20 protein-coding genes are annotated in these 20,531 nt (G+C 70.3%); 7 read left to right on the forward strand and 13 right to left on the reverse strand.

Features of this window, described 5'->3' with window-relative positions; genetic code table 11:
• Window positions 1-11: 11 nt before the first annotated feature.
• From FNF32_RS12975 to phnC, 6 genes are all read right to left on the reverse strand, one after another.
• A complete protein-coding gene (locus FNF32_RS12975) occupies window positions 12-1,985 on the reverse strand; it encodes an acyltransferase family protein (protein WP_131674053.1) in 1,974 nt (657 codons plus the stop codon).
• A 123-nt stretch (window positions 1,986-2,108) separates the two neighbouring features.
• A complete protein-coding gene (locus FNF32_RS12980; RefSeq protein ID WP_131674054.1) occupies window positions 2,109-2,720 on the reverse strand; it encodes an LbetaH domain-containing protein in 612 nt (203 codons plus the stop codon).
• A 6-nt stretch (window positions 2,721-2,726) separates the two neighbouring features.
• Window positions 2,727-4,055: a phosphonate ABC transporter, permease protein PhnE gene (phnE, locus tag FNF32_RS12985; protein ID WP_246087830.1), complete on the reverse strand. Its 1,329-nt coding sequence runs from the start codon at window positions 4,053-4,055 to the stop codon at window positions 2,727-2,729.
• The gene (phnE, locus tag FNF32_RS12990; protein ID WP_131674055.1) at window positions 4,052-4,927 is read right to left on the reverse strand and encodes a phosphonate ABC transporter, permease protein PhnE; all 876 of its coding nucleotides are present in this window, start codon (window positions 4,925-4,927) and stop codon (window positions 4,052-4,054) included. The genes phnE (FNF32_RS12985) and phnE (FNF32_RS12990) overlap by 4 nt, the downstream gene beginning before the upstream one ends.
• A 75-nt stretch (window positions 4,928-5,002) precedes the next feature.
• Complete coding sequence (gene phnD / locus FNF32_RS12995) at window positions 5,003-5,926, reverse strand: phosphonate ABC transporter substrate-binding protein (RefSeq protein ID WP_131674056.1); 924 nt, start codon at window positions 5,924-5,926, stop codon at window positions 5,003-5,005.
• A gap of 54 nt (window positions 5,927-5,980) precedes the next feature.
• The gene (gene phnC / locus FNF32_RS13000; protein WP_131674057.1) at window positions 5,981-6,811 is read right to left on the reverse strand and encodes a phosphonate ABC transporter ATP-binding protein; all 831 of its coding nucleotides are present in this window, start codon (window positions 6,809-6,811) and stop codon (window positions 5,981-5,983) included.
• A 177-nt stretch (window positions 6,812-6,988) separates the two neighbouring features.
• On the opposite strand from phnC, the gene FNF32_RS13005 reads away from it, so the two are divergent.
• The 4 genes from FNF32_RS13005 to FNF32_RS13020 all read left to right on the forward strand — a co-directional run bounded on the left by FNF32_RS13005 (window position 6,989) and on the right by FNF32_RS13020 (window position 10,399).
• Entirely contained in the window at window positions 6,989-7,903 is a 915-nt protein-coding gene (locus FNF32_RS13005) for a glycosyltransferase family 9 protein (RefSeq protein ID WP_221930727.1), read from the forward strand.
• The gene (locus tag FNF32_RS13010; protein ID WP_131674058.1) at window positions 7,900-8,394 is read left to right on the forward strand and encodes a DUF6165 family protein; all 495 of its coding nucleotides are present in this window, start codon (window positions 7,900-7,902) and stop codon (window positions 8,392-8,394) included. Before FNF32_RS13005 ends, FNF32_RS13010 begins: the two co-directional genes overlap by 4 nt.
• A 37-nt stretch (window positions 8,395-8,431) precedes the next feature.
• On the forward strand, window positions 8,432-9,601 hold the full coding sequence (locus FNF32_RS13015; RefSeq protein WP_131674059.1) for a nucleotide sugar dehydrogenase: 1,170 nt from the start codon (window positions 8,432-8,434) through the stop codon (window positions 9,599-9,601).
• Window positions 9,602-9,676: 75 nt separating this feature from the next.
• Window positions 9,677-10,399: a DUF998 domain-containing protein gene (locus tag FNF32_RS13020; protein ID WP_131674060.1), complete on the forward strand. Its 723-nt coding sequence runs from the start codon at window positions 9,677-9,679 to the stop codon at window positions 10,397-10,399.
• 4 nt (window positions 10,400-10,403) lie between these two features.
• On the opposite strand, the gene FNF32_RS13025 is transcribed toward FNF32_RS13020, so the two are convergent.
• From FNF32_RS13025 to FNF32_RS13055, 7 genes are read right to left on the reverse strand one after another with little or no spacing between them, the layout of a single operon-like run.
• Window positions 10,404-11,456, reverse strand: coding sequence for a UDP-glucuronic acid decarboxylase family protein (locus FNF32_RS13025; protein WP_131674061.1), 1,053 nt, complete (start codon window positions 11,454-11,456; stop codon window positions 10,404-10,406).
• Window positions 11,453-12,550 (reverse strand): CgeB family protein, encoded by a 1,098-nt coding sequence (locus FNF32_RS13030; protein WP_143796685.1) that lies wholly within the window; start codon window positions 12,548-12,550, stop codon window positions 11,453-11,455. Before FNF32_RS13030 ends, FNF32_RS13025 begins: the two co-directional genes overlap by 4 nt.
• Window positions 12,547-13,629: a CgeB family protein gene (locus tag FNF32_RS13035; protein ID WP_131674063.1), complete on the reverse strand. Its 1,083-nt coding sequence runs from the start codon at window positions 13,627-13,629 to the stop codon at window positions 12,547-12,549. Before FNF32_RS13035 ends, FNF32_RS13030 begins: the two co-directional genes overlap by 4 nt.
• Window positions 13,626-14,735: a CgeB family protein gene (locus tag FNF32_RS13040; RefSeq protein WP_131674064.1), complete on the reverse strand. Its 1,110-nt coding sequence runs from the start codon at window positions 14,733-14,735 to the stop codon at window positions 13,626-13,628. Before FNF32_RS13040 ends, FNF32_RS13035 begins: the two co-directional genes overlap by 4 nt.
• Complete coding sequence (locus FNF32_RS13045) at window positions 14,732-15,793, reverse strand: glycosyltransferase (protein ID WP_221930728.1); 1,062 nt, start codon at window positions 15,791-15,793, stop codon at window positions 14,732-14,734. The genes FNF32_RS13040 and FNF32_RS13045 overlap by 4 nt, the downstream gene beginning before the upstream one ends.
• Window positions 15,794-15,819: 26 nt before the next feature.
• Window positions 15,820-16,941, reverse strand: coding sequence for an SDR family NAD(P)-dependent oxidoreductase (locus FNF32_RS13050; protein ID WP_131674066.1), 1,122 nt, complete (start codon window positions 16,939-16,941; stop codon window positions 15,820-15,822).
• On the reverse strand, window positions 16,938-18,053 hold the full coding sequence (locus FNF32_RS13055) for an NAD-dependent epimerase/dehydratase family protein (RefSeq protein ID WP_131674067.1): 1,116 nt from the start codon (window positions 18,051-18,053) through the stop codon (window positions 16,938-16,940). The genes FNF32_RS13050 and FNF32_RS13055 overlap by 4 nt, the downstream gene beginning before the upstream one ends.
• 139 nt (window positions 18,054-18,192) lie before the next feature.
• Here FNF32_RS13055 and FNF32_RS13060 point away from each other — a divergent pair, with 139 nt between their 5' ends.
• Genes FNF32_RS13060 through FNF32_RS13070 form a run of 3 tightly spaced genes read left to right on the forward strand, consistent with a single transcriptional unit; the run spans window position 18,193 to window position 20,530 of the window.
• Window positions 18,193-18,783: a histidine phosphatase family protein gene (locus tag FNF32_RS13060; protein ID WP_131674068.1), complete on the forward strand. Its 591-nt coding sequence runs from the start codon at window positions 18,193-18,195 to the stop codon at window positions 18,781-18,783.
• An 11-nt stretch (window positions 18,784-18,794) separates the two neighbouring features.
• Window positions 18,795-19,601 (forward strand): TIGR04290 family methyltransferase, encoded by an 807-nt coding sequence (locus tag FNF32_RS13065; protein ID WP_246087831.1) that lies wholly within the window; start codon window positions 18,795-18,797, stop codon window positions 19,599-19,601.
• Complete coding sequence (locus FNF32_RS13070) at window positions 19,598-20,530, forward strand: glycosyl hydrolase (protein WP_131674069.1); 933 nt, start codon at window positions 19,598-19,600, stop codon at window positions 20,528-20,530. Before FNF32_RS13065 ends, FNF32_RS13070 begins: the two co-directional genes overlap by 4 nt.
• Window position 20,531 lies beyond the last annotated feature (1 nt).

Here is a 20,531-nt window from a genome sequence, read left to right on the forward strand (position 1 = left end):
CCCCGCCCCTGTCAGCCCCTGCCGATTACCGCCTCGATCTCGCGCCCCAGCCGGTCACTGTGCGCGCGCACGAAGCTGCCGGTCAGGTGGTGTTCGTCACGATAGACCAGCAGGCCGCCATCGGTCGCCCGGCAGCGCGTGTCGTCGCAGATGAGGTCGGAAAAATCCGCGAACCGCAGCCCCGGCATCGCCAGCCCGGCGGCCGGATCGCGGGCGTTCAGCAGGTCCGCCCGCCGCGCGTCGCAGGCCGCAGGGTCGTCCGCGTGGCGCGCGACGCAGTCCACCACGTCGCCCGGGAACCACGGGTTGTCCCGCAGCGCCAGCACCTTGATCCCCCGCCCCGTCAGCCCGGCCCAGAGCGAGCGGTAGATCTCGGGCACCGCCTCGTCAGGGCCGCGGCCCCGGGTGGCGATCGTCAGGATCAGGTCGGGCCGCAGGGCCATGACCCGGGCCAGAACGGCGGTGTTCCACGCGGCGCAGCTGTCTGGATCGAGCAGGTTGAACTCTGCCCCCGCCCGCGCGACCCGGGCCGGGTCGCGGGCGTCAAGAAACACGCACGAGCTTTTCGTGACGCTGACGATCCGCAGGTCCAGCGCCGGGGCAAGGTCCTGCAGCGCGGGCAGCCATTGCAGCGAATGCGAGCCGCCGGCCAGCACGACCGTGCGCGCACCGTCGCGGACGCCATAGACGCATTCGATCACCGCCGCGTCGGTGATGGTCTGGTGGCATCCGTCGGCATAGGCCCGCGCCACGTCCGCCCGCGCGATCAGCGGGTCGGGCACAAGGCCGCCGTTCCCCGCCCAGTTGAGTGGGTCCCGGTCGAACGCCGCCTTGCGCGCGTAGGCCGTGGCGATTGCGGCGCGGTTCGCGTCGGCCCAGGCATAGATCGCGCCCAGCACCGGCAGCATGACGACGACCCCCAGCGCGACGGACGCCAGGGGGCGCGCGACCAGCGGCGGCCAGCGGCGGACCGGCGCCTCGAACAGCCGCAGCGTCCCCCACGCGAGCAGCCCGGCCAGCGCCATGATGCCGAGGCCGGGCAGAATGCCGACCTCGGGCGTGCCGGTCCAGCTGCGCCAGAACACCAGCAGCGGCCAGTGCCACAGGTAAAAGGAAAAGCTGATCTCTCCCGCCGCCATGACGGGGCGGTTGGTCAGCGGGGCGATGTCGGCACCCGACCGCGCCGCGACGATCAGCCCCAGCGTGGACAGCACCGGGATCAGCGCGGCGATGCCCGGGAACGACTTGCCGACCGGGATCACGGCGGCGAACGTCACCAGCACGGCAAGGCAGGCGTATCCCAGCACCCGCGCCGCGCGGCGGGGGATGGTCGGCAGCCGGTCGATGTTCAGCGCCAGCGCCGCGCCCAGCATGTATTCCCATCCGCGCGCGAGGCTGTCGAAATACGCCCACGGCTGGTTCCGGTCGGTGATCCACAGGTTATAGGCGAACGACGCGACCATCAGCGCCACGACCAGCCCGGCCCATGCCCGCCTGACCGACACGCCGCGGCGCGAGGCGAAGGCCGCCGCGATCCACAGCAGCAGCGGCAGCACGAGGTAGTACTGCATCTGCAGCGACAGCGCCCACATCTGCTGGAACGGCGACACCGCCAGGCCAAGCCGCAGATAATCGGTGCCGGTCCATGCGAGCCACCAGTTCTCGACGAACACCGCCGACGCCAGCCCGTGAAACGCGAACTCCCGCCAGTAGATCGCCGGGATGAACAGGAGCGTGCCCGCGACCGTGGCAAGGATCACGACGGCGGCCAGCGGCACGACCCGCCGGACGGTGGCGCCGTAGTAGCGCAGCACGTCGCGCCCGCCGGGGGTGCCGATCCTGACGAACGACGCCATCATGAAGAACGCGGCGATGACGAAGAACGCATCCACCCCGCCCGACACCCGGTTGAACCAGATGTGGTAGATCGCCACCAGCAGCGCCGCGACGGCGCGAAGCCCCTGGATTTCCCGGATATAGGTCATCTGCCGTCGGCCCCTTGTCCGTTCAGGCAAAGGGCTAGCAGGCGGGGCGGTCGCGGTCACGCGCCGCGTGCGTCGATGGGCGAAGCCACGCCCGGACCGGACGCCCTCGCGTCCGAACCGCGCCTATTCGTAGCGGTCCAGAAATGCCTCGGCCGTCAGGCTGCGGAAATCGGGCAGGGCCGCGCGCAGGCGCTCGTGGTCCCAGTCCCACCAGGCCAGCGCCTCCATCCGCGCGGCGGTTTCTTCGCTGAAACGGCGGCGCAGGGGGCGGGCGGGGTTGCCGACGACGATGGTCCAGGGCGCCACGTCGCGGGTCACGACCGCGCCCGCGCCGACGATGGCGCCAAGGCCCACCGTCACCTCGGGCTTCACGATCGCGCCGTGGCCGATCCAGGTGTCGTGCCCGATCACCGTGCGGCGCGACTGGCGGCGGGTGAAGAACGCGTCGTCCCGCGCCTCGTCGGGCCAGTAGTAGTTCGAGCGATAGAGAAAGTGGTGCAGGCTCGCCGTGGTCATCGGGTGGTCGGTCGGCCCGATCCGGGTTAGCGCGGCGATGTTGGCGAACTTGCCGACGCTCGTGTTGGCGATGTCCGCCATACGGTCGCAATAGCTGTAGTCGTCGAAGTCCGAGTGGTTGATGCGCGACCCGGCCCCCACCTCGCAGAAGCGGCCGAAGCTGGTCGCCACGACCTCGGCGTCGTCGGGGATCAGGGGGGTGTCTGCCGAAAGGATCATGTCGCCTCAGTCTCCGCGGATCATGCGCCGCCTGATACGGCCGGAAATGCTGTCCATCAGCATCACCACCAGCACGATCAGCACGATGTAGTAGGTCACGTCCTCCCAGTCCTGCTGGGTGACGATGGACTGGGTGAGCAGCAGCCCGATCCCGCCGCCGACGATGGCGCCGATCACGGTCGCGCTGCGGGTGTTGCTTTCCAGTAAATACAGCACCTGGCTGACGATCACGGGCGCCACCTGCGGGATCACCCCCCAGCGCGCGCGCAAAAGCCCGTTCGCGCCGGTCGCGCGCAGCCCCTCGACCTGCCGGCGGTCGATGTTCTCCAGCGCTTCCGAGAACAGTTTCCCAAAGCTGCCGATGTCGGTCAGCATGATCGCCAGCGCGCCGGTCAGCGGCCCCGGACCCAGCGCCCGCGACAGGATCACGGTCCAGATCAGCGCGTCCACCCCGCGCAGAAAGTCGTAGCCGCGCCGGGTCGCGAAGCGCGACACGAACCCCAGCGAGAAGTTGCGCGCCGACAGGAACGACAGCGGCAGCGACACCAGCGCCGCGCCGATGGTGCCGAGGAACGCCATCAGCACCGTCTCGCCCATCGCCCAGGCGACGTCGCCGTGGTGCCAGACCTTGTTGGTCCAGAAATCGTGCCACATCGACGCCGCCGCGCCCGGCTGGGTCAGCGCCGCCAGCCGCTCGCCCCAGGACAGCGGGTGCCATTCGCTGTCGAGGGTGAAGAAGAACAGCTCCCACCCGGGCGAGCGGCGGAACACCTCGGTCTTGGATTTCGTGACCGCGATCCGCGACCCGCGGTCCGGCGTCAGCCCGACGCGGGTGTCCGAGGCGGAAATCCAGTCCGGCAGCGGTCCCTGCGGGGCGTCCAGCACGATGCCGCCGTCGGTGGTGACGATCTTCAGCGTGCCGTAGTCGGGCACCTCAACCTGCAGGCGGCGGTCGGGCAGAAAAGTCACGACCTTGCCGCCCGGCAGGTCCACGGTGGCGCCGCCGGGGGCGGGCGCGATCCAGCCCGGCGCATCGCCCGCGGCGTAGGTCATGTTCCGGCTGCCCTCGATCGCGACCTCGATCCCGCCCGCGCCCGCGCCGCGGTTGGGGCGGGTGACGTGGGTCTTGTAGGACCAGAAGTCCTGCAAAAGGACGGACGCGTTGTCGAGCCGGGCGCGGCCCGCGACGCCGGCAAGATCGAACGCGAAGGCGGCATAGGCCAGATAGGCCAGCACCAGCACCGGCGCGGCGAGGGCCAGCAGCCGCTTGCGGCGGATCAGCCGGTGCGCGGCCTGCGCGGGGGGCACGGCGCCTTCGGTCATCGTCGCGGTCATGCGGCGTTCCCCCGGATCAGGCGGTCGCGGACCATGCCGGACAGCTGGTCCACCGCGACGATGGTCAGGAACAGCAACAGGAACACGCCCGCGGCTTCCGTATAGCGGCCCGGACCCCAGGCGATGGCGTTGCGCAACTCGTAGCCGATCCCGCCCGCGCCGACGAAGCCCAGGATCGCCGAGGCGCGGATGTTGATCTCGAACCGCAGCAGCGCGTAGCTGAGCCAGTTCGGCGCGACCTGCGGCATCACCGCCAGCAGCATCCGCTGCGTCCAGCCCGCGCCGACCGACGCCAGCCCCTCGACCGGGCGCAGGTCGGCGTTCTCGGCCACTTCGGAAAACAGCTTTCCCAGCGAGCCGGTGGTGTGAAAGGCGATGGCGATCATCGCGGGCACGGGCCCGCCGCCAAGGACGAAGATCAGGACCAGCGCGATCACCACGTCGGGGATCGCGCGGGTGACGTCGAGAATGCGGCGCAGAACCCCCACCAGCGCGGGCCAGGGCGCCAGCGCGCGCGTGGCCAGCAGCGCCAGCAAGGCCCCGGCCGCGCCGCCGACCAGCGTGGACACGGCGGCGATGTTGATCGTTTCGATCAGCGCCGGGATCTTCGACGCCATGATCGCGGGCAGGCGGGCCAGGTTGGCCGCCGTCTCGGACAGCAGTTCGGCCGGATAGTCGAAAAAGCCCGGAAGCTGCGCCAGAAAGCCGCCCGCGTTGCGGTCGTTGGCGACGAGCCAGCTCCACCCGAAGAGCAGGCAGAAAAGCGCCAGCAGCACCGCCGACCGGATGCGGCGGCCCCGGACCGCGGCCAGGTAGCGCGCGGTTATGGCGGCGGTCAGGACGGGCGCGGGATGGATGCTGGTGTCGGTCATCGGCTCTGCGTGCGGCAGGGGAAAGGGCGGGCCGCGTCGATGCGGCCCGCCCGGATGGTCATGCGGCGGGAAAGGTCAGTTCTTGCCCGCTTCCAGCTCGGCCTTGCGGACGTCGATGATGGTCGAATAGGCGTCGTGCGTGACCGGCGAGAAGCCGGCGGTCTCGCCCGAGGCGACGCCGTAGGCGCAGTCCTTGTCGGTCTTGATAAGGTTCGCGACCAGTTCGGTCATCTTGGCCTTGGCGTCGGCGGGCAGCGCCTTGCGCAGCACGACCGGGCCTTCCGGGATCGGCGACGAGCGCCAGATCTCGACCATCTCGTTCATGTCCACCAGACCCGCGTCGGCCGCCTTGCGCAGCGCGCCCGAGTTGTAGCCGTCAGCGAAGTCGCCCTGCCCGTCGGCCCAAGTCACGCCCGCGTCCACGTCGCCGTTCTTGACCGCGACGATGGTCTGTTCGTGCCCGCCGGTGAAGGGCGTGTCCTTGAAGTATTCGCCCGGCTTCATCGAGTAGCCCGCCTTCGGCAGCTCGACCAGCGGGATCAGGTAGCCCGAGGTGGAGTTCGGGTCGCCGAAGCCCAGCGTCTTGCCCTTCATGGCGGCCATGTCGGTGATGCCGCTGTCCTTCCGTGCGATCCCGATCGAGTAATAGGTGAAGCTGCCGTCGAGGTTGGTCTTGACCAGCACCGGCTCGACCGCCTCGGGGTCGGTCAGGTAGATCTTGGCGTAACCCGACGCGCCCAGCAGCGCCATGTCCAGCGTGCCGCCCAGCAGGCCCTGGATCACGCCGTCATAGTCGGCGGGGGTGAACAGCTTGACCGGAACGCCCAGCGTTTCCTCGGCGTGCTTGCGCAGGCACTCGTTCGAGGTCATCCGGTCCTGGGCGTTCTCGCCGCCCATGACGCCGATGTTGAACTGCTGAAGGTCCTGCGCGAACACCGGCGCGGTCATTGCCCCGGTGATGGCCGAGGTGGCGAGGGCGAAGGCGAGAAGCGATTTCATGATCGTGAGGCTCCGTGGCTGGAGAGAGGGGGAGGGGGGCAGAAAAAAGGACGCCTACAGATCCGACAGCATCGCTTCGGCGTAGCGGTCGGGCGGGGGCGCTTTGGGCGTGTCGATGGCGGTCGAGGTCGCGGCTTCGGAAAAATCCGCGCCGGCGCCGTAGATCTCGCGCGCGGCGGAGGTGGTGAGCTGGTCGGGCGCGCCGTCGAACACGATCCGGCCCTTCCGCATCCCGATGATCCGGTCGCAGTAGCGGCGCGCGGTGTCGAGCGTGTGCAGGTTGGCGATGACCGTGCGGCCGTCCTCGTCATGGATGCGGCGCAGCGTCTCCATCACAATCTGCGCGTTCATCGGGTCGAGGCTGGCGATGGGCTCGTCCGCCAGCACGATGGCCGGGTCCTGCATCAGCGCGCGGGCGATGGCCACGCGCTGCTGCTGGCCGCCCGACAGCGCCTCGGCGCGCTTGGCCGCCTGCTCGGCGATGCCCAGGCGGTCCAGGATGGCGATGGCGCGGGTGATGTCGTCGCGGGACCACAGGTTGAACATCGCGGTCATCGTGCCGCGCTTGTTCAGAAGGCCGTGCAGGACATTCGACACCACGTCGATGCGCGGCACCAGGTTGAACTGCTGGAACACCATCGCGCAGCGGCTTTGCCAGGCGCGCATCGCCGCGCCCTTGAGCGCAAGCACGTCGGTCCCGTCCACGATCAGCTGCCCCGACGACGCGTCGGTGAGCCGGTTCACCATCCGCAGAAGCGTCGATTTGCCCGCGCCCGAGCTGCCGATGATCCCCACCATCATCGGCCGGTCGATGACGAAGCTGGCGGCATCGACCGCCTTCGTCTGGCCGAACAGGCGGGTGACGTTGCGGGCCTCAATCTGCATCGGCTGCCTTCCACTTTTCGCGGCCTCCTTTGATCCCCGGCCGCGAAGATCAGGCGACGTTCGGGTGACGGTTGGATGAAGTCTGGTAGCGCAAACTGTCCGCCCCGTGCGGCGACCGGCTTTCCACCGGCGCGCGGCGCGCGCTATGCGGGGTCCGGGACGCGAAGGGGCAGAGCGATGGACCAGCAGGCCGATCCGTGGACGGACGCGATGCGCCGGGGCGATCATGATGCTGCGTGGCACATCATGGCCACCGCCCACCGCGCGCGCGACCCCGCGACCCGCGACGATCCGAACCTGCCCTATCACCTGCGCTGGGTCTGGGACGGGCGGCCGTTCGATGGACGCCGGGTGCTGGTGCGCTGCTATCACGGCTACGGCGACACGGTGCAGTTCGCCCGCTTCCTGCCGCATCTGCGGGCGCGGGCGGCCCACGTCACGGTCGAGATGCAGCCCCGGCTGATGCCGCTGTTCGCGGGCCATCCCGGCATCGACCGGCTGGTCCCCTTTGACGTGGCCCGCCCCCTGCCGCCGCAGGATTGCGACATCGAGATCATGGAACTGCCCTTCGCGCTGCGGGTGCCGCCCGTCGCCGCGCCGCCGCTGCCGCTGGCGGTGCGCGCCGCCGACCTGCCGCCGGACGCGGTCGGGCTCTGCTGGCAGGGCGGCGACTGGGACCCGTCGCGGTCCATTCCCGAACGGCTGATGCCGCCGCTGTGCCGCGCGCCCGCGTTCTCGCTGGTGGCGGCGCCGACCGCGCTGCCGGTTCTGAACCCCGAGGGCTGCCCGATGGACATGCAGCGCACCGCCGCGCTGGTCGCGGGCGCGGCGCTGGTCGTCACGGTGGACACGCTGATCGCCCATCTGGCGGGGACTTTGGGGCGGCCGACATGGCTTTTGCTGAAGAACGACGCGGACTGGCGCTGGCCGGGCGAGGGCGAGCGGACGCCGTGGTATCCGTCGATCCGCATCTTCCGCCAGCACCGCCCCGGCGACTGGGCCGGGGTCATTGCGCGGGTCGCCCATGAGCTGGACCGGCAGCCGGCGGCCGCGCTTGACGCCCGGCCCGGCCCCGGCGACACAGCGCCATGATCACCCGCGCCCCAATTCCCCCGACCCCGCTCGTCCCCGTCTCGTGGGGCGAACTGCTCGACAAGATCACCATCCTTGAACTGAAGGCCCGGCTGATCCCCGAAGGCCCCGCCCGCGCCAACGTCACGCGCGAGCTTGACGCCCTGCGCGAGGTCGCAGCCCCCGCGCTCGGCGCCGACGAAAACCACGCCGCCCACGACGACCTCGGCCCGCTTCTCGACGCGCTCCGCGCCACGAACGCGGCCCTCTGGCAGATCGAGGACGACATCCGCGTCAAAGAGGCGCAGGGCCGGTTCGACGACCGCTTCGTGGCGCTTGCGCGGTCGGTCTATGTCACCAACGACGAGCGCGCGCGGATCAAGCGTCGCATCAACGACCTGCTCGGGTCGGCGCTGGTCGAGGAAAAGCACCATCCCCATGCGGGCCGCGCCCCGCAAGCGGCGGACGCGGGTCCAGCCGCCGGCTTGATTGACCTTGCCAACCCGGCGTGATTTGACCCGCCTGCAACGACCAGACGGGAACACTTCGATGAAGATCGCTGTCGCAGGCCTGGGCTACGTGGGCACCGCAAACGTGGTCATGCTGGCCGGCCGCCACCAGGTCGCCGCCGTGGACCTCAACCCCCAGCGGGTCGCCGCCATCGCCGCGCGGCAAAGCCCGATCGAGGATCGGCTTGCCAGCGAATGGCTGGCCAGCCGCAATCTCGACATCACCGCGACCACGGACGGCCCGTCCGCCTATGCGGATGCCGATCTGGTGCTTGTCGCGACCCCCACCGACTACGACCCGGTGACGAACCGCTTCAACACCTCGTCGGTCGAGGCGGTGATCGGCCAGGTCCTGTCGGTGAACGCCGACGCCCTGATCCTCGTGCGGTCCACCATTCCCGTGGGGTTCGTGGAACGGATGCGGGCGGAAACCGGCAGCGACCGGATCGTCTTCGCGCCCGAGTTCCTGCGCGAGGGGCAGGCGCTGGCCGACAGCGTCGCGCCGTCGCGGATCGTCGTGGGCGACCGTGGCGCGCAGGGGCGCCGCATCGCCGACCTGCTGCTGGAAGGCACCTCGACCCACACGACACCGGTGCTGCTGACCGGTCCGACCGAGGCCGAGGCGATCAAGCTGTTCGCCAACACCTTCCTGGCCATGCGCGTCGCGTTCTTCAACGAACTCGACAGCTATGCCGAGGCGCGCAACCTCGACACGCGCGAGATCATCGCGGGCGTGTCCGGCGATCCGCGCGTGGGCGACCACTACAACAACCCCAGCTTCGGTTACGGCGGCTACTGCCTGCCCAAGGACACCAAGCAGATGCTGGCGAACTACGACCGCGTGCCGCAGAACCTCATGGCCGCGATCGTGGAAAGCAACCGCACGCGCAAGGACTTCATCGCCGACCAGGTGGTGGCGCGGAAGCCGCGCGTCGTCGGCATCTACCGGCTGGTGATGAAGGCCGGGTCCGACAACTTCCGCCACAGCTCGATCCAGGGCGTGATGAAGCGGATCAAGGCCAAGGGGATCGAGTGCGTGGTCTACGAGCCCGCGCTGGACGCCGACGACTTCTACCGCTCGCGCGTGATCCGCGACCTCGAGGAGTTCAAGGCGATCTCCGACGTGATCGTGTCGAACCGGCAGAGCGCGGACCTCGCCGACGTGGCGGACAAGGTCTACACGCGCGACCTGTCGGGCCGCGACGACTGAGGGGTTCGCGGGCGATACCGCTCGCCTCCCGGATGATCCGTGCTAGCCTGCCTGTGGTGACGTGAGGGGAAGCGCATGGCGAACGTGATCCGCGACCAGCCGGGGGCGCAGCAACGCGCGGACAACGACCTCGTCCTGTCGTTCCTGCGGGTGCGCCGGGCGATCGGGCTGCTGGGGTTCTTCCTGCCCGCCGCGCTGATCGTCTGGGGAATCGTGTTCGGCCACGGCATCCTGCCCAGCATCTCGGCGTCCTACTATTCTCCGATGCGGGAAATCTTCGTGGGCACGCTTTGCGCGAACGCCGTGTTCCTGTGGAGCTACGAGGGGTATCGCCCGCGATCCGGCGAATGGATCAGCGACCTTGCCGCCGCGCGGACCGCGTCCCTTGGCGCCCTGACCATCGCGCTGGTGCCGACGCTGCCCGGCGGCGAGATCGCCTGCGCGCTCAGCCAATGCGTGCTGGGATTTTCGCTGGCCAGCACGGTCCATTGGCTGGGTGCCGCCGCGTTCTTCGGTGCGCTTGCGGTGTTCTGCCTGGTGCTGTTCGTCCGCGGCAGCGAAGGCTCAACCGAAAAGGCGGCGAGCAACCGCATCTATCGCGTCTGCGGCTGGACCATCGTCGGCTCGATGGCGGCGATCGGGCTGTTGATGGTCGCGCCCGATCCGCTGCAGGCGCGGCTGGTGCCGCTGCGCCCGGTGTTCTGGCTGGAGACGCTCGCGACCGTTGCCTTCGCGGTGTCGTGGCTGGTCAAGGGCGACGCGCTGCGCCCGGTGGTGCGGGCGATGGCGCCGGACTGACCCGTCAGCTGCGCCCCTGTCCCAGCCCGCTTTCGGCGCAGCGCATCTCTTCCTCGAACCACGCATAGGTGGCGGCCAGACCCTCGGACAGGGGCACCAGCGGTTCCCAGCCCAGCAATTCGCGCGCGCGGGTGATGTCGGGGCGGCGGCGGCGCGGGTCGTCCACGGGCAGGGGGCGATGGACGACCTGCCGCGGCTCGCCCGCAAGTGCGATCACATGGCCCAGCAGCTCGTTCACCGTCAGCTCGCCGGGGTTGCCGAGGTTCACCGGCTCCATCCCGTCGAACCCCGCTTCCATCAGCGCCAGCAACCCCGCGACCAGATCCGAGACATAGCAGAAGCTGCGCGTCTGGCTGCCGTCGCCATAGATCGTCAGCTCGTCGCCGCGCAGCGCCTGACAGATCAGGTTCGACACCACGCGGCCGTCGGCGGGGTCCATTTGCGGACCGTAGGTGTTGAAGATGCGCGCCACGCGCACCTCGGCCCGGCCGGCGCGGCCATAGTCGAAGGTCAGGCTTTCGGCGGCGCGCTTGCCCTCGTCGTAGCAGGCGCGGGGGCCGGTGCAGTTGACGTTGCCGCGGTAATCCTCGGCCTGCGGGTGGATGTCGGGGTCGCCGTAAACCTCGCTGGTCGAGGTCAGCAGGAACCGCGCGCCCGCGCTTTCCGCCAGCCGCAGCAGGTGGTTGGTGCCGACGACGTTGGTCAGCATCGTGTGTTCCGGGTCGCGCTGGTAAAGCGGCGGCGACGCCGCGCAGGCGAGGTTGTAGATCCGGTGGATGCGCGGCGCGAGGGCCAGCACGTCGGGCGGCAGCGGGTTCGCGATGTCGCAGCGGACAAAGGTGAAGTTCGGGTCGGCCTGCAACCCCGGCAGGTTCGACGGCCGCGCGGTCTGCAGGTTATCGAGGCACAGCACCGCCTCGCCCCGGCCCAGCAGCGCCCGGCACAGATGCGAGCCGATGAAGCCCGCGCCGCCCGCGACCACGGTCAGCTTGCGGTCGCTTGCCGGGGCGGTGTCGCGGCGCTGGGGCAGCGCGGTGATGATCGTGGGTTTCGTCATGCCGGGATTCCTTGTGACGAGACGGGACGGGCTTGCGCGTGGCCGCGCGCGGCGGCGGCTTCGGCGAGATGCGCGTCCAGTTCGGCGGCGCGGTGGTCGGAGGAATGGGCGGCCTCGATCCGGGCGCGCGCGGCCCGGCCCATCGCGCCCGCATCGCGGTCGAGCGCGGCCAGGACATCGGCGCCGCCGCCCGCCAGCACGATCTCGGACCCCGGCGCGAACAGGCTTTCGATCCCGTCCCAGCGGTCCGAGATGATGGGCGTGGCGCAGGCCCCGGCCTCGAACAGGCGGACCGAGGGGGACCAGCCCGCGCGGATCATGTCGGCGCGGGTGACGTTAAGGGTGAATCGGCTGGCCGAATAGAACGCGGCGTGGTCGGCGGGCGGGCAATGCTCGATCCGCTCGACGTTGGCGGGCCAGTCGATCGTGGCGGGATATTGCGGCCCGGCCACGACGAACTTGAGGTCCGGGCGCTGGCGGGCGGGTTCCAGCAGCAGCCGTTCCAGCGTCGGCTGGCGGTCGTCGCTGTAGGTGCCGAGATAGGACAGGTCCCACCGCACGGCCACGTCTCGCGGGCCGTAAAGGTCGAGGTCGACCGAACAGTAAAGCGCCCGCGCCATCGGCGACCCGTAGGCGCTTTCGATGTGGCGCAGCGTCGGGCCGCCGGTGAAGGACAGGTACAGGTCGAAGCCGGGGATGACCTCGGGCGACAGATACTCGAAGTCGCCGCGTTCCAGCTTGGCCAGCGTCACCGGCGTGTCGATGTCGTAAAAGGCGGTCGTGCCGCGCGCCCAGCCCTGCACGCGGCGCGCGACCTCGACCCCTTCCGGCACGTAGCTGCCGACGATCACCGCATCGGCGTCCGCGATCCGGGCGTGCCAGGCGTCGAGGCCGGGCAGGTCGTCGTAGAACGCAAGTTCGCACCAGTCGGGGTCTGTGAGGTCGCGGTGGCCCGCGTACCACGGCACGTCGCGTTCCAGAAACAGGATCTCGTGGCCGCGCCGCGCGAACGCCTTCAGAAGCGCGCGGAAGGTCGTCGCGTGGCCGTTGCCCCACGCCGACGACAGCGACAGCCCAAGGACCACCAGCTTCATGCGGCGACCCCGCGGGCCTGCGCGCGCAGCAGCGCGTCCACCTGCTCGCCACGCAGCGCATAGGTGTGTTCCGCCTTGACCCGCGCCAGCGCCGCGCGCCCGATCTCGGCCGCGCGTTCCGGCGTCAGCGCGGCCATGTGGTCGGCCACGTCCTGCCCGTCGCGGGCGACCAGCACCTCGGCGTCGGGGGCCAGGAACTGCTCGATCCCCTCCCACGCGTCGGTGATAAGGCAGGCGCCCGCGCCCGCCGCCTCAAACACGCGCGTCGCGGGGGAAAAGCCCACGTTCGCCATGCTGTCGCGTGCGACGTTCAGGACCGCCAGCGGGGTGCAGTTGAAGGCGTTGTGTTCGTGCGTATAGACGTGGCCGAGATGCCGGACATTCTCCGGCATGTCCTTGGTTTCCCAGCCGTTCCCGCCGATCAGGAACTTGCGGTCGGGCAGGGTCGCGGCAGGGCGTAGGAAGAACTCCTCCACCCGCGCCTCGCGGTCGGGCAGGCGGTTGCCGAGGAACGCGAGGTCGGCGGTGAACTTCGGGTCCGACGGGGCAGGGTGGTGGGTTTGGGGGTCGAGCGCATTGTAGACCGGCTCGCACAGCCGGGCGCCGAAACCGCGATAGGCGTTCACGACCGGCGGCCCGCCGCCATAGGTCAGAACCATGTCCAGATGCGGCAGCGCCTGCCGGACAGGGTGGCCTTCGTCGCCGCGCATCTCGTCCAGCGTCGCGGCCGCGTCCACGTCCCAGAAGATCTTCAGCGCGCCGGGCCGGGCGCCCGCGACGACGCCCTCCAGCAGCTCGCGGTCGAAGACGCCGACGCCGTTCGCCTTGACGACGATGTCCGCCGCGCCCGCCTCGGCCAGGACGCCGCGCATCGCGTCCTCGGTCGCCGGATAAACCACCGACCGGCACCAGTCGGGCGGGTCGATGTCGCGGTGCTTCTGGCGGTCGAAGGCGTCGGGTTCGTAGAAGGTGATCTCGTGGCCGCGCCGGGCGAGTTCGCCCAGGATGCCCCGGTAATAGGTCGCAGCCCCGTTCCAGTAGGACGACAGCAGGCTGGATCCGTAGAACGCGATCTTCATGCCGCGGATGCTCCTTCATCAAGGCCGAGCGTGGCGGCGATGGACATGAGTTCCCGCGCGCGGTGGGCGCAGGTGTGGCGGGCGCGGATCGTTTCCAGCCCGTGCGCGACGAGGCTTTGCCGCAGGGCGGGGTCGCCCGCGAGGTCGCGCAAACGCTGCGTCATCGCCTCGCCCGTGTCCGCGAACAGGAAATCGGTGCCGGGACGGAACAGGTTCTCGCTGTCCGACCACGGCGCGGACAAAAGCGGGATGCCGCAGGCCAGCGCCTCGAACACGCGGATGGTGGGGATGCCGGGCAGGACCGTGGTGTAAAAGCGGCGGGGCACGTGGACGGTGGCCATGTGGCGCGCGAAGATGCCGGGCGCGGCGGCGTTCGGCGCCCAGCCGTGGTAGCGCACGCCATAGCGGGACAGCGTCGCCAGCGCCTCGGCGGGGTAGCGCACGCCGTAGATGTCGAGCGGCTGGCCCGCGTCGCGGGCGGGGCGGAACAGGAAGCTTTCCAGTTCTCCGGTCCGCTCGCCATCGCCCCAGTTGCCGATCCAGACGAGGCCCGCGCGCGAGGTTTCCTGCGCGGGCGGGTGGAACAGGCGGGTGTCGGCGGCCTCGTGCCAGGTCCAGACCCGGTCGCCCCAGCCCCAGCGGCGATAGACCTCGGAGAGCGTCTCGCCGAACGCCAGCACGCCGTCGAAGCCGCCAAGGTCGAAGGCGCGGATCGCATCGGGATCGCTGACCGCGCGATGGTGGGTGTCGTGGAACAGCAGCTGGAAGCGCGCGCCCTGCTGCCGGGCGCGGCCCAGCGTCGCGGCCAGCGCGGGGTCGTTCCATTCGTGGACGATCACCAGGTCCGCGCCGTTCACCAGCGCCACCGGGTCGGCGTCGGCGGCGTAGGTTTCGACGCGAAGGTCGGGGTAGTTGTCGCGGAACGCGGCAAGGCCCGCCTCGCCATGGTCGCGCAGCAGGTTTTCCAGGCTCCACGCGCCTTGCGGTTCCAGCGCGCGGACATCGTGGCCCATCGCTGCAAGCTCGCGCAGGACGCCGCGCAGGAAATGGGCGTTGCCGTGGTTCCAGCAGCTTTGCAGCGAGTGGGTGAAATAGACGATCTTCATGCGGCGTCCTGTCGCGGGTCGAGCGCGTCGCGGTAGATGGCGGACATGCCGGCGGCGGTCGCGGCGGGGGTGTAGCGGGCGGCGCGGGCCTGTGCGGCCGCGCCGTTCGCCGCATGGCGCACGGGGTCGGCCAGAAGCGCGGCGATGGCGGCGGCGAATCCGTCCGCGTCGCCCGCTGCGACGAAGGTGGCCGCGCCCTCCCAAAGCTCCCGGAACGTCGGAATGTCTGACAGGACCAGCGGGCAGCCCGCCTGCGCGGCTTCCAGCACGGCAAGGCCGAACGGCTCGAACCGCGCGGCGCTGGCAAAGACGGGGCGGCGGGAAAGCCAGCCCGCCAGCTCCGCTTCCGGCAGCGGGCCGGTAGTTTGCAGATGGCGCGGGGCGACCGTCGCGCCGTGTGGCGCGCGGGTGGCGCCGATGGCGACGAAGGGGGCGTCCAGCCGGGCCGCGGCCGCGTCCAGCGTGTCGGTGCCTTTTACCTCATCCCACAGCCGGCCCACGGTCAGCGCGCCGGGGAACGGCGCAGCGTCGGGCAGGGGCATCGCGCCGCGCCCGTTGTGAACGGCCGTCGGCACCACGTTCAGCGCGTAGCAGCGGGCGACCGCTTCCGCATAGGCGCGGGTGGGCGCGACGGTCCGGTCAGCCGAGCGCAGCCCTTGCCCCACCAGATCGGGCAGCCACGCGAGGCCCGGATCGACCGCGCCCTTGCCCGCCGCGTCCCACCATGTTCCCAGACAGCCGTGGTTCACCGCGATGACCGGCGCCCCGAAATCCCCAACCGCCAGCGCCGGCGAGTTCAGGTGGACCACGTCCGCGCCAACCTCGCGCGCGAGCCGCGCGACCGCCGCGCCCGCCGCCAGCACCGGCGCGGGCCCGCCGCTCAGCCAGTCGAGCGGCAGCCCGGTCTCGACCAGCCGCAGCCCCGGCAGCGCCTCGGCCTCGGCCCGCTGGCCCGCGTCGGGCGCAGGCCCCAGCACCGCCAGCACCACCTCGGCATCCAGCGCGCCCGCGAGTTCCAGCGCATAGCGCCAGACCCCGCCCACGGCATCGGCCGTCATCAGGATGCGCCCCGGTGCGCCCATGTTCAGGCCGACTGCGCCAGCGCGGGGTTGCCGACCGGCAGGTTGATCCCGCCCTCGGCCGCCAGCCACTGGGCGAGCCGCGTCACGCCGTCGCGCCAGTCCACCTTGGGCGACAGGTCCAGCGCGGCTTCGACCGCGCGGGTGTCGGCCACGAAATACCGCTGGTCGCCCGCGCGCCAGTCGGAAAAGGCCACGTCCACCGGCCGGTCGATCACCTGCCCCACGAAGTCGAGCAGCTGCCGCAGGCTCACCGCATTGGCAGGCCCGCCGCCCAGGTTGAAGGCGTGGCCCGCAACCGCGTCGATCCGCCGCCACGCGCCCAAATAGGCGTCCACCGCGTTCGACACGTCGAGGATGTCGCGCACCTGGTGCCCGTCGCCGAACAGGGTGATCTGCTGGCCCTTGAGCGCGCGGATCAGGAAATGCGCGACCCAGCCCTGATCCTCGGTCCCCATCTGGCGCTGGCCGTAGATGCACGACATCCGCAGCACCGCCGTCGGCACGCCGTAGCTGCGGGCATAGTCGAGCACATACTGGTCCGCCGCGCCCTTCGAGCAGCCGTAGGGGGTGTGAAAGTCGAGCGGCCGCGCCTCGCCGATGCCGTGGCCCCGGATCGCGGCGTCGGTCGGCAGATACGCACCGTCCGCCAGCCGGAAGTCCAGGTCGGCAAGATCGCCGTAAACCTTGTTGGTGGACGCGAAGATCAGGGGCGTGCCGTCGCCCTTGGCCCGCAGCGTCTCGAGCATGTTGACGGTGCCGATCAGGTTGACCTGCAGATCCTCGACCGGCTCGACGAGGCTCGTGGTCACCGCGACCTGCGCGGCCAGGTGGAACACGGCCTTTGCCTCGCGCGCGCAGGCGGACAGGTTGGCCGCGTCGCGGATGTCGCCCTGCACGTGGTCGATCCGGTCGGGGTGGCGCGACTGCAGCCAGGCGAGGTTGCGTTCCACCCCCGGCCGCGTCATCGCGTCATAGACGACGACCCGGTGCCCGTCGTCCGCCAGCCGATCGGCGAGGTTCGATCCGATGAAGCCCGCGCCCCCGGTGACCAGCACCGGGCGCGGATCGGCGGCAGGGTCGGTCCGGTCCCCGGCAGGGGCCGCTTCTGTCTGCGAAACGGTCACGCGACGAGGCCCCGTTTTTCCAGCTCGGCGCGCGCCTGGTCCACCCGGTCCACGGCGGTCTGGCTTGCCACCCACTCGGCCAGTTCGCCCAGGCCCTCGCGGAAATCGGTGGTCGCCGCGAAGCCGAGCGTCTCGGCGGCAAGCGAGGTGTCGCAGAAGCAATGGCGGATGTCGCCGATCCGCGCCTTGCCGACGATCTGCGGATCAAGGTCGTTGCGGCCCATCGCCCGGCCCAGTTCCTGCGCGACCTCGGTCACCGACCGGTCCCGGCCCGAGCCGATGTTGAACGTGCCGCCCGCCGCCTGCGGCAGGCTCAGCGCCTCGGCGAAGGCCCGCGCCACATCGGACACGTGGACGAAGTCGCGCCGCTGCTCGCCGTCCTCGAAGATCATCGGCGCCTGCCCGTTGAGATAGCGCGAGGCAAAGATCGCCAGCACCCCGGTATAGGGGTTCGACAGCGCCTGGCCGGGGCCGAACACGTTGAACAGCCGCAGGCACACGCCCTCGATCCCGTAGGGGGCGGCCATGATGTGGGTCGTGCGTTCCTGCACGTACTTGTTGAGCGCGTAGATCGAGGCGAGGTTCGGCCGCTTCCATTCGGGCGTGGCCACCGGCGACAGGGGCCGGCCCTGCGCGTCCACCGGTTCCCAGTTCTTCAGCCCGTCGCGGATGCCGTGGCGTTCCGCGTCCTCGACCGTCGCGCCGTCCGCGTCGCGGTACAGCCCCTCGCCATAGATCGACATGGACGATGCGGTGACGACGCGGCGAACCGGGTTGTCGATCAGCTTCTCGAACAGGACCGCGGTGCCGACGTCGTTGGTCGAGGTGTAGCGCTCGACCTCGTACATGGACTGGCCGACGCCGACCTCGGCGGCAAGGTGGACGACGCTGTCCACGCCCTTGAGCGCGCGGGCGACGGCGTCCTTGTCGCGGACGTCGCCGTGGATGAACTCGGCCTCGGCGTTCAGCGCGTCGGGGCGGGTCGCGGCGTCGCCGTGGACCTGCGGGATCAGCGCGTCGAGAACGCGCACCTTGTGGCCGCGGCGCAGCAGTTCGTCGGTCACGAAGCGGCCGATGAAGCCCGCCCCGCCGGTGATCAGAACCTGTTCCAAACGTCCCCCTGCCTGCTTGTGTCCGGTTGTGTCGACCGCTTTGCTATGGTCTTAACTTGTTCATGTTCAAGCGGTTCCGCCCCCAGCTTCTTCTTCTACAACAAAGATCGACCGGGCCCACCACCCGCCGGGCGGTGGCATGAGCCGTCTTGTCGGGCTGGTCCGGCACGGCTCGCACGACGAGCTCGGGCGGGTGCTGAGCGGGCGCACGACCAACGTAGCGCTGAACCCTGCGGGCCGGGACGAGGCCGCAGCGCTGGCCCGCGCGCTCGCCGGGGCGGGCGTCGCCGCGGTCCTGTCCAGCCCGCAGCGGCGCACGGTCGAGACGGCGGCGATCCTGGCCCGCGCCCTCGGCCCGACCCCGCAGGTGGACCCCGCGCTGGACGAGATCGACTTCGGCGAATGGTCCGGACGGGACTTCGCCGATCTTTCCGGCGACGCATGGGACCTGTGGAACACGGCGCGCGCCACCGCGCCCACGGCGGGGGGCGAGACGATGGCCGCGGCCACCGCCCGCGCCGCCGCGCTCATCGACCGGCTTGGCGCGGGCGGCGGGGAACCCGTCCTGTGTGTCAGTCATTGCGACATCATCCGGGGCGTGGTCTGCCACTATCTGGGGCTGACGCTCGACAACATCCTGCGCTTTTCCGTCGATCCGGGCCGCATCTGCTGGCTGCACGCCGATCGACAGGGCGGCGCGCAGCTTCTAAGCCTGAACGCTCGAAACTGAGGACGCTCGCGATGGACGACCCGACGCCACCGATGGACGCGATCCGCGACGGGATCGACCGGCTGGGCCCGTGGTTTCACAACCTTGACCTGAACGGCCACGCGACCGCGCCCGGGCATTTCCTGGGCGACTACCCGGCGGCCAAGTTCGCGCGTTTCGCCGACCTCGTTCCGGCCGACCTGAACGGCAGGACCGTCCTCGACATCGGCTGCAACGCCGGCTTCTACAGCTTCGAGATGAAGCGCCGCGGCGCCGCCCGCGTCCTGGGGATCGACAGCGACGACCGCTATCTTTCGCAGGCCCGCTTCGCCGCCGAGACGCTGGGGGTCGAAGGGGTCGAGTTCCGTAACCTCTCGATCTACGACGTGGGCGCGCTTGGCGAACGCTTCGATCTCGTGATCTTCATGGGCGTCCTTTACCACCTGCGCCACCCGCTGCTGGCGCTGGACCTGATCCGCGAGCATGTCGCGGGCGACATGATGCTGTTCCAGACGCTCACCCGCGGGCCGGACGAGGTGGCCGACATCGCGCCCGACTACGACTTCGCCGACGACGCGCATTTCCAGGATCCCGCGCATCCGCGCATGGCGTTCGTGGAAAAGGCGTGGGCGAACGACTGGACCAATTGGTGGGTCCCGAACCGCGCCGGGGTCGAGGCGATGCTGCGCGCATCGGGCTTCCGTGTCGAGGCCGGGCCGCTTGATGAAGTTTATATGTGCCGCACCGGGCCGGTCCCCTATGAGAAATACGGTCCGCACACGGTCTATCCCGCCCGCCCCGACGCCCTTGCCCGCCCGACAGGAGAAGCCGCCCGATGATCGAAGCCGCGATGATCTGGAACGAGCCGAACAACAAGTCCCACTGGGACCCGGAACTCGACCCCGACTGGTCGCGCTTCGCCGACTGCGTGACCCGCGCCGGGCGCGCCATCCGGGACGTGAACCCGGCCGTGACCCGCGTCCTGGGCGGTATGTCGCCCATCGACCCCCTGTGGGTGCAGCGGATGCAGGGGCACGGCGCGCTGGACCATGTGGACGTGGTCGCGGTCCACGGTTTTCCGCTGGACTGGAACCTGTGGCAGATCAAGGAATGGCCCGCCAAGATCGCCGAGATCGAGGCGGTGACCGACAAGCCCGTCTGGGTGACCGAGGTCGGCGTAGGGTCCTTCGGCGCTGAAGAAGTGCAGGTGTTCGGCGTACAGAAGACGGCCGAGCTGCTGATCGGCCGGGTGCCGCGCATCTTCTGGTATTCGCTGTTCGACCTGCCGCAGGAATGGGGCGCGACCACCCGCCACCGCGAGGCAGAAGGGTCGTCCTATTACCGCCATTTCTACATGGGCCTGATCCGCGCCGACGGCACGCCGAAGCCCGGGCTGGACGCCTACGCCCCTCACGCGGCCGAAATGGGGCTGATGCAGTGGTTCCACTATCAGGACCCGCGTCTGGACGATGCGGTGAAGTGGATGAAGCGCCTTGGCGTCAGGCACCTGCGGACCGGCCTGTCGTGGGCCGACAGCTTCCGCCCCGACGCGATCGGCTGGTTCGACCGGCAGATGGAGGCGCTGGCCGACTTCGACACCACCGTCACCTTCTGCTTCACGCCCGAGCATCTGGGCCCCGGCGCGCACCACACGAGCCCGCCGCACGATCCCCAGCAATTCGCGGATTTCTGCGCCGCGATGATCGAACGCTACGCGCCCGCGACCGCGACCACTCGGCCGCTCGCGCCCCAGCCGGCCCTGACCTGAA

It is taken from the genome of Paracoccus marinus (genome assembly GCF_007018965.1).
Classification (GTDB): Bacteria; Pseudomonadota; Alphaproteobacteria; order Rhodobacterales; family Rhodobacteraceae; genus Paracoccus; species Paracoccus marinus.

What these genes read in the sequence shown, in the direction of transcription:
- FNF32_RS13060 (WP_131674068.1), top strand. Translation starts at nt 18,193, where the DNA reads ATGAGCCGTCTTGTCGGGCTGGTCCGGCACGGCTCGCACGACGAGCTC.
- phnE (WP_131674055.1), bottom strand. Translation starts at nt 4,927, where the DNA reads ATGACCGACACCAGCATCCATCCCGCGCCCGTCCTGACCGCCGCCATA.
- FNF32_RS13005 (WP_221930727.1), top strand. Translation starts at nt 6,989, where the DNA reads ATGGACCAGCAGGCCGATCCGTGGACGGACGCGATGCGCCGGGGCGAT.
- FNF32_RS13020 (WP_131674060.1), top strand. Translation starts at nt 9,677, where the DNA reads ATGGCGAACGTGATCCGCGACCAGCCGGGGGCGCAGCAACGCGCGGAC.
- FNF32_RS12980 (WP_131674054.1), bottom strand. Translation starts at nt 2,720, where the DNA reads ATGATCCTTTCGGCAGACACCCCCCTGATCCCCGACGACGCCGAGGTC.
- phnD (WP_131674056.1), bottom strand. Translation starts at nt 5,926, where the DNA reads ATGAAATCGCTTCTCGCCTTCGCCCTCGCCACCTCGGCCATCACCGGG.
- FNF32_RS13045 (WP_221930728.1), bottom strand. Translation starts at nt 15,793, where the DNA reads ATGACGGCCGATGCCGTGGGCGGGGTCTGGCGCTATGCGCTGGAACTC.
- FNF32_RS13015 (WP_131674059.1), top strand. Translation starts at nt 8,432, where the DNA reads ATGAAGATCGCTGTCGCAGGCCTGGGCTACGTGGGCACCGCAAACGTG.
- FNF32_RS12975 (WP_131674053.1), bottom strand. Translation starts at nt 1,985, where the DNA reads ATGACCTATATCCGGGAAATCCAGGGGCTTCGCGCCGTCGCGGCGCTG.
- phnC (WP_131674057.1), bottom strand. Translation starts at nt 6,811, where the DNA reads ATGCAGATTGAGGCCCGCAACGTCACCCGCCTGTTCGGCCAGACGAAG.
- FNF32_RS13040 (WP_131674064.1), bottom strand. Translation starts at nt 14,735, where the DNA reads ATGAAGATCGTCTATTTCACCCACTCGCTGCAAAGCTGCTGGAACCAC.
- FNF32_RS13070 (WP_131674069.1), top strand. Translation starts at nt 19,598, where the DNA reads ATGATCGAAGCCGCGATGATCTGGAACGAGCCGAACAACAAGTCCCAC.
- FNF32_RS13010 (WP_131674058.1), top strand. Translation starts at nt 7,900, where the DNA reads ATGATCACCCGCGCCCCAATTCCCCCGACCCCGCTCGTCCCCGTCTCG.
- FNF32_RS13065 (WP_246087831.1), top strand. Translation starts at nt 18,795, where the DNA reads ATGGACGACCCGACGCCACCGATGGACGCGATCCGCGACGGGATCGAC.
- FNF32_RS13035 (WP_131674063.1), bottom strand. Translation starts at nt 13,629, where the DNA reads ATGAAGATCGCGTTCTACGGATCCAGCCTGCTGTCGTCCTACTGGAAC.
- FNF32_RS13030 (WP_143796685.1), bottom strand. Translation starts at nt 12,550, where the DNA reads ATGAAGCTGGTGGTCCTTGGGCTGTCGCTGTCGTCGGCGTGGGGCAAC.
- phnE (WP_246087830.1), bottom strand. Translation starts at nt 4,055, where the DNA reads ATGACCGCGACGATGACCGAAGGCGCCGTGCCCCCCGCGCAGGCCGCG.
- FNF32_RS13025 (WP_131674061.1), bottom strand. Translation starts at nt 11,456, where the DNA reads ATGACGAAACCCACGATCATCACCGCGCTGCCCCAGCGCCGCGACACC.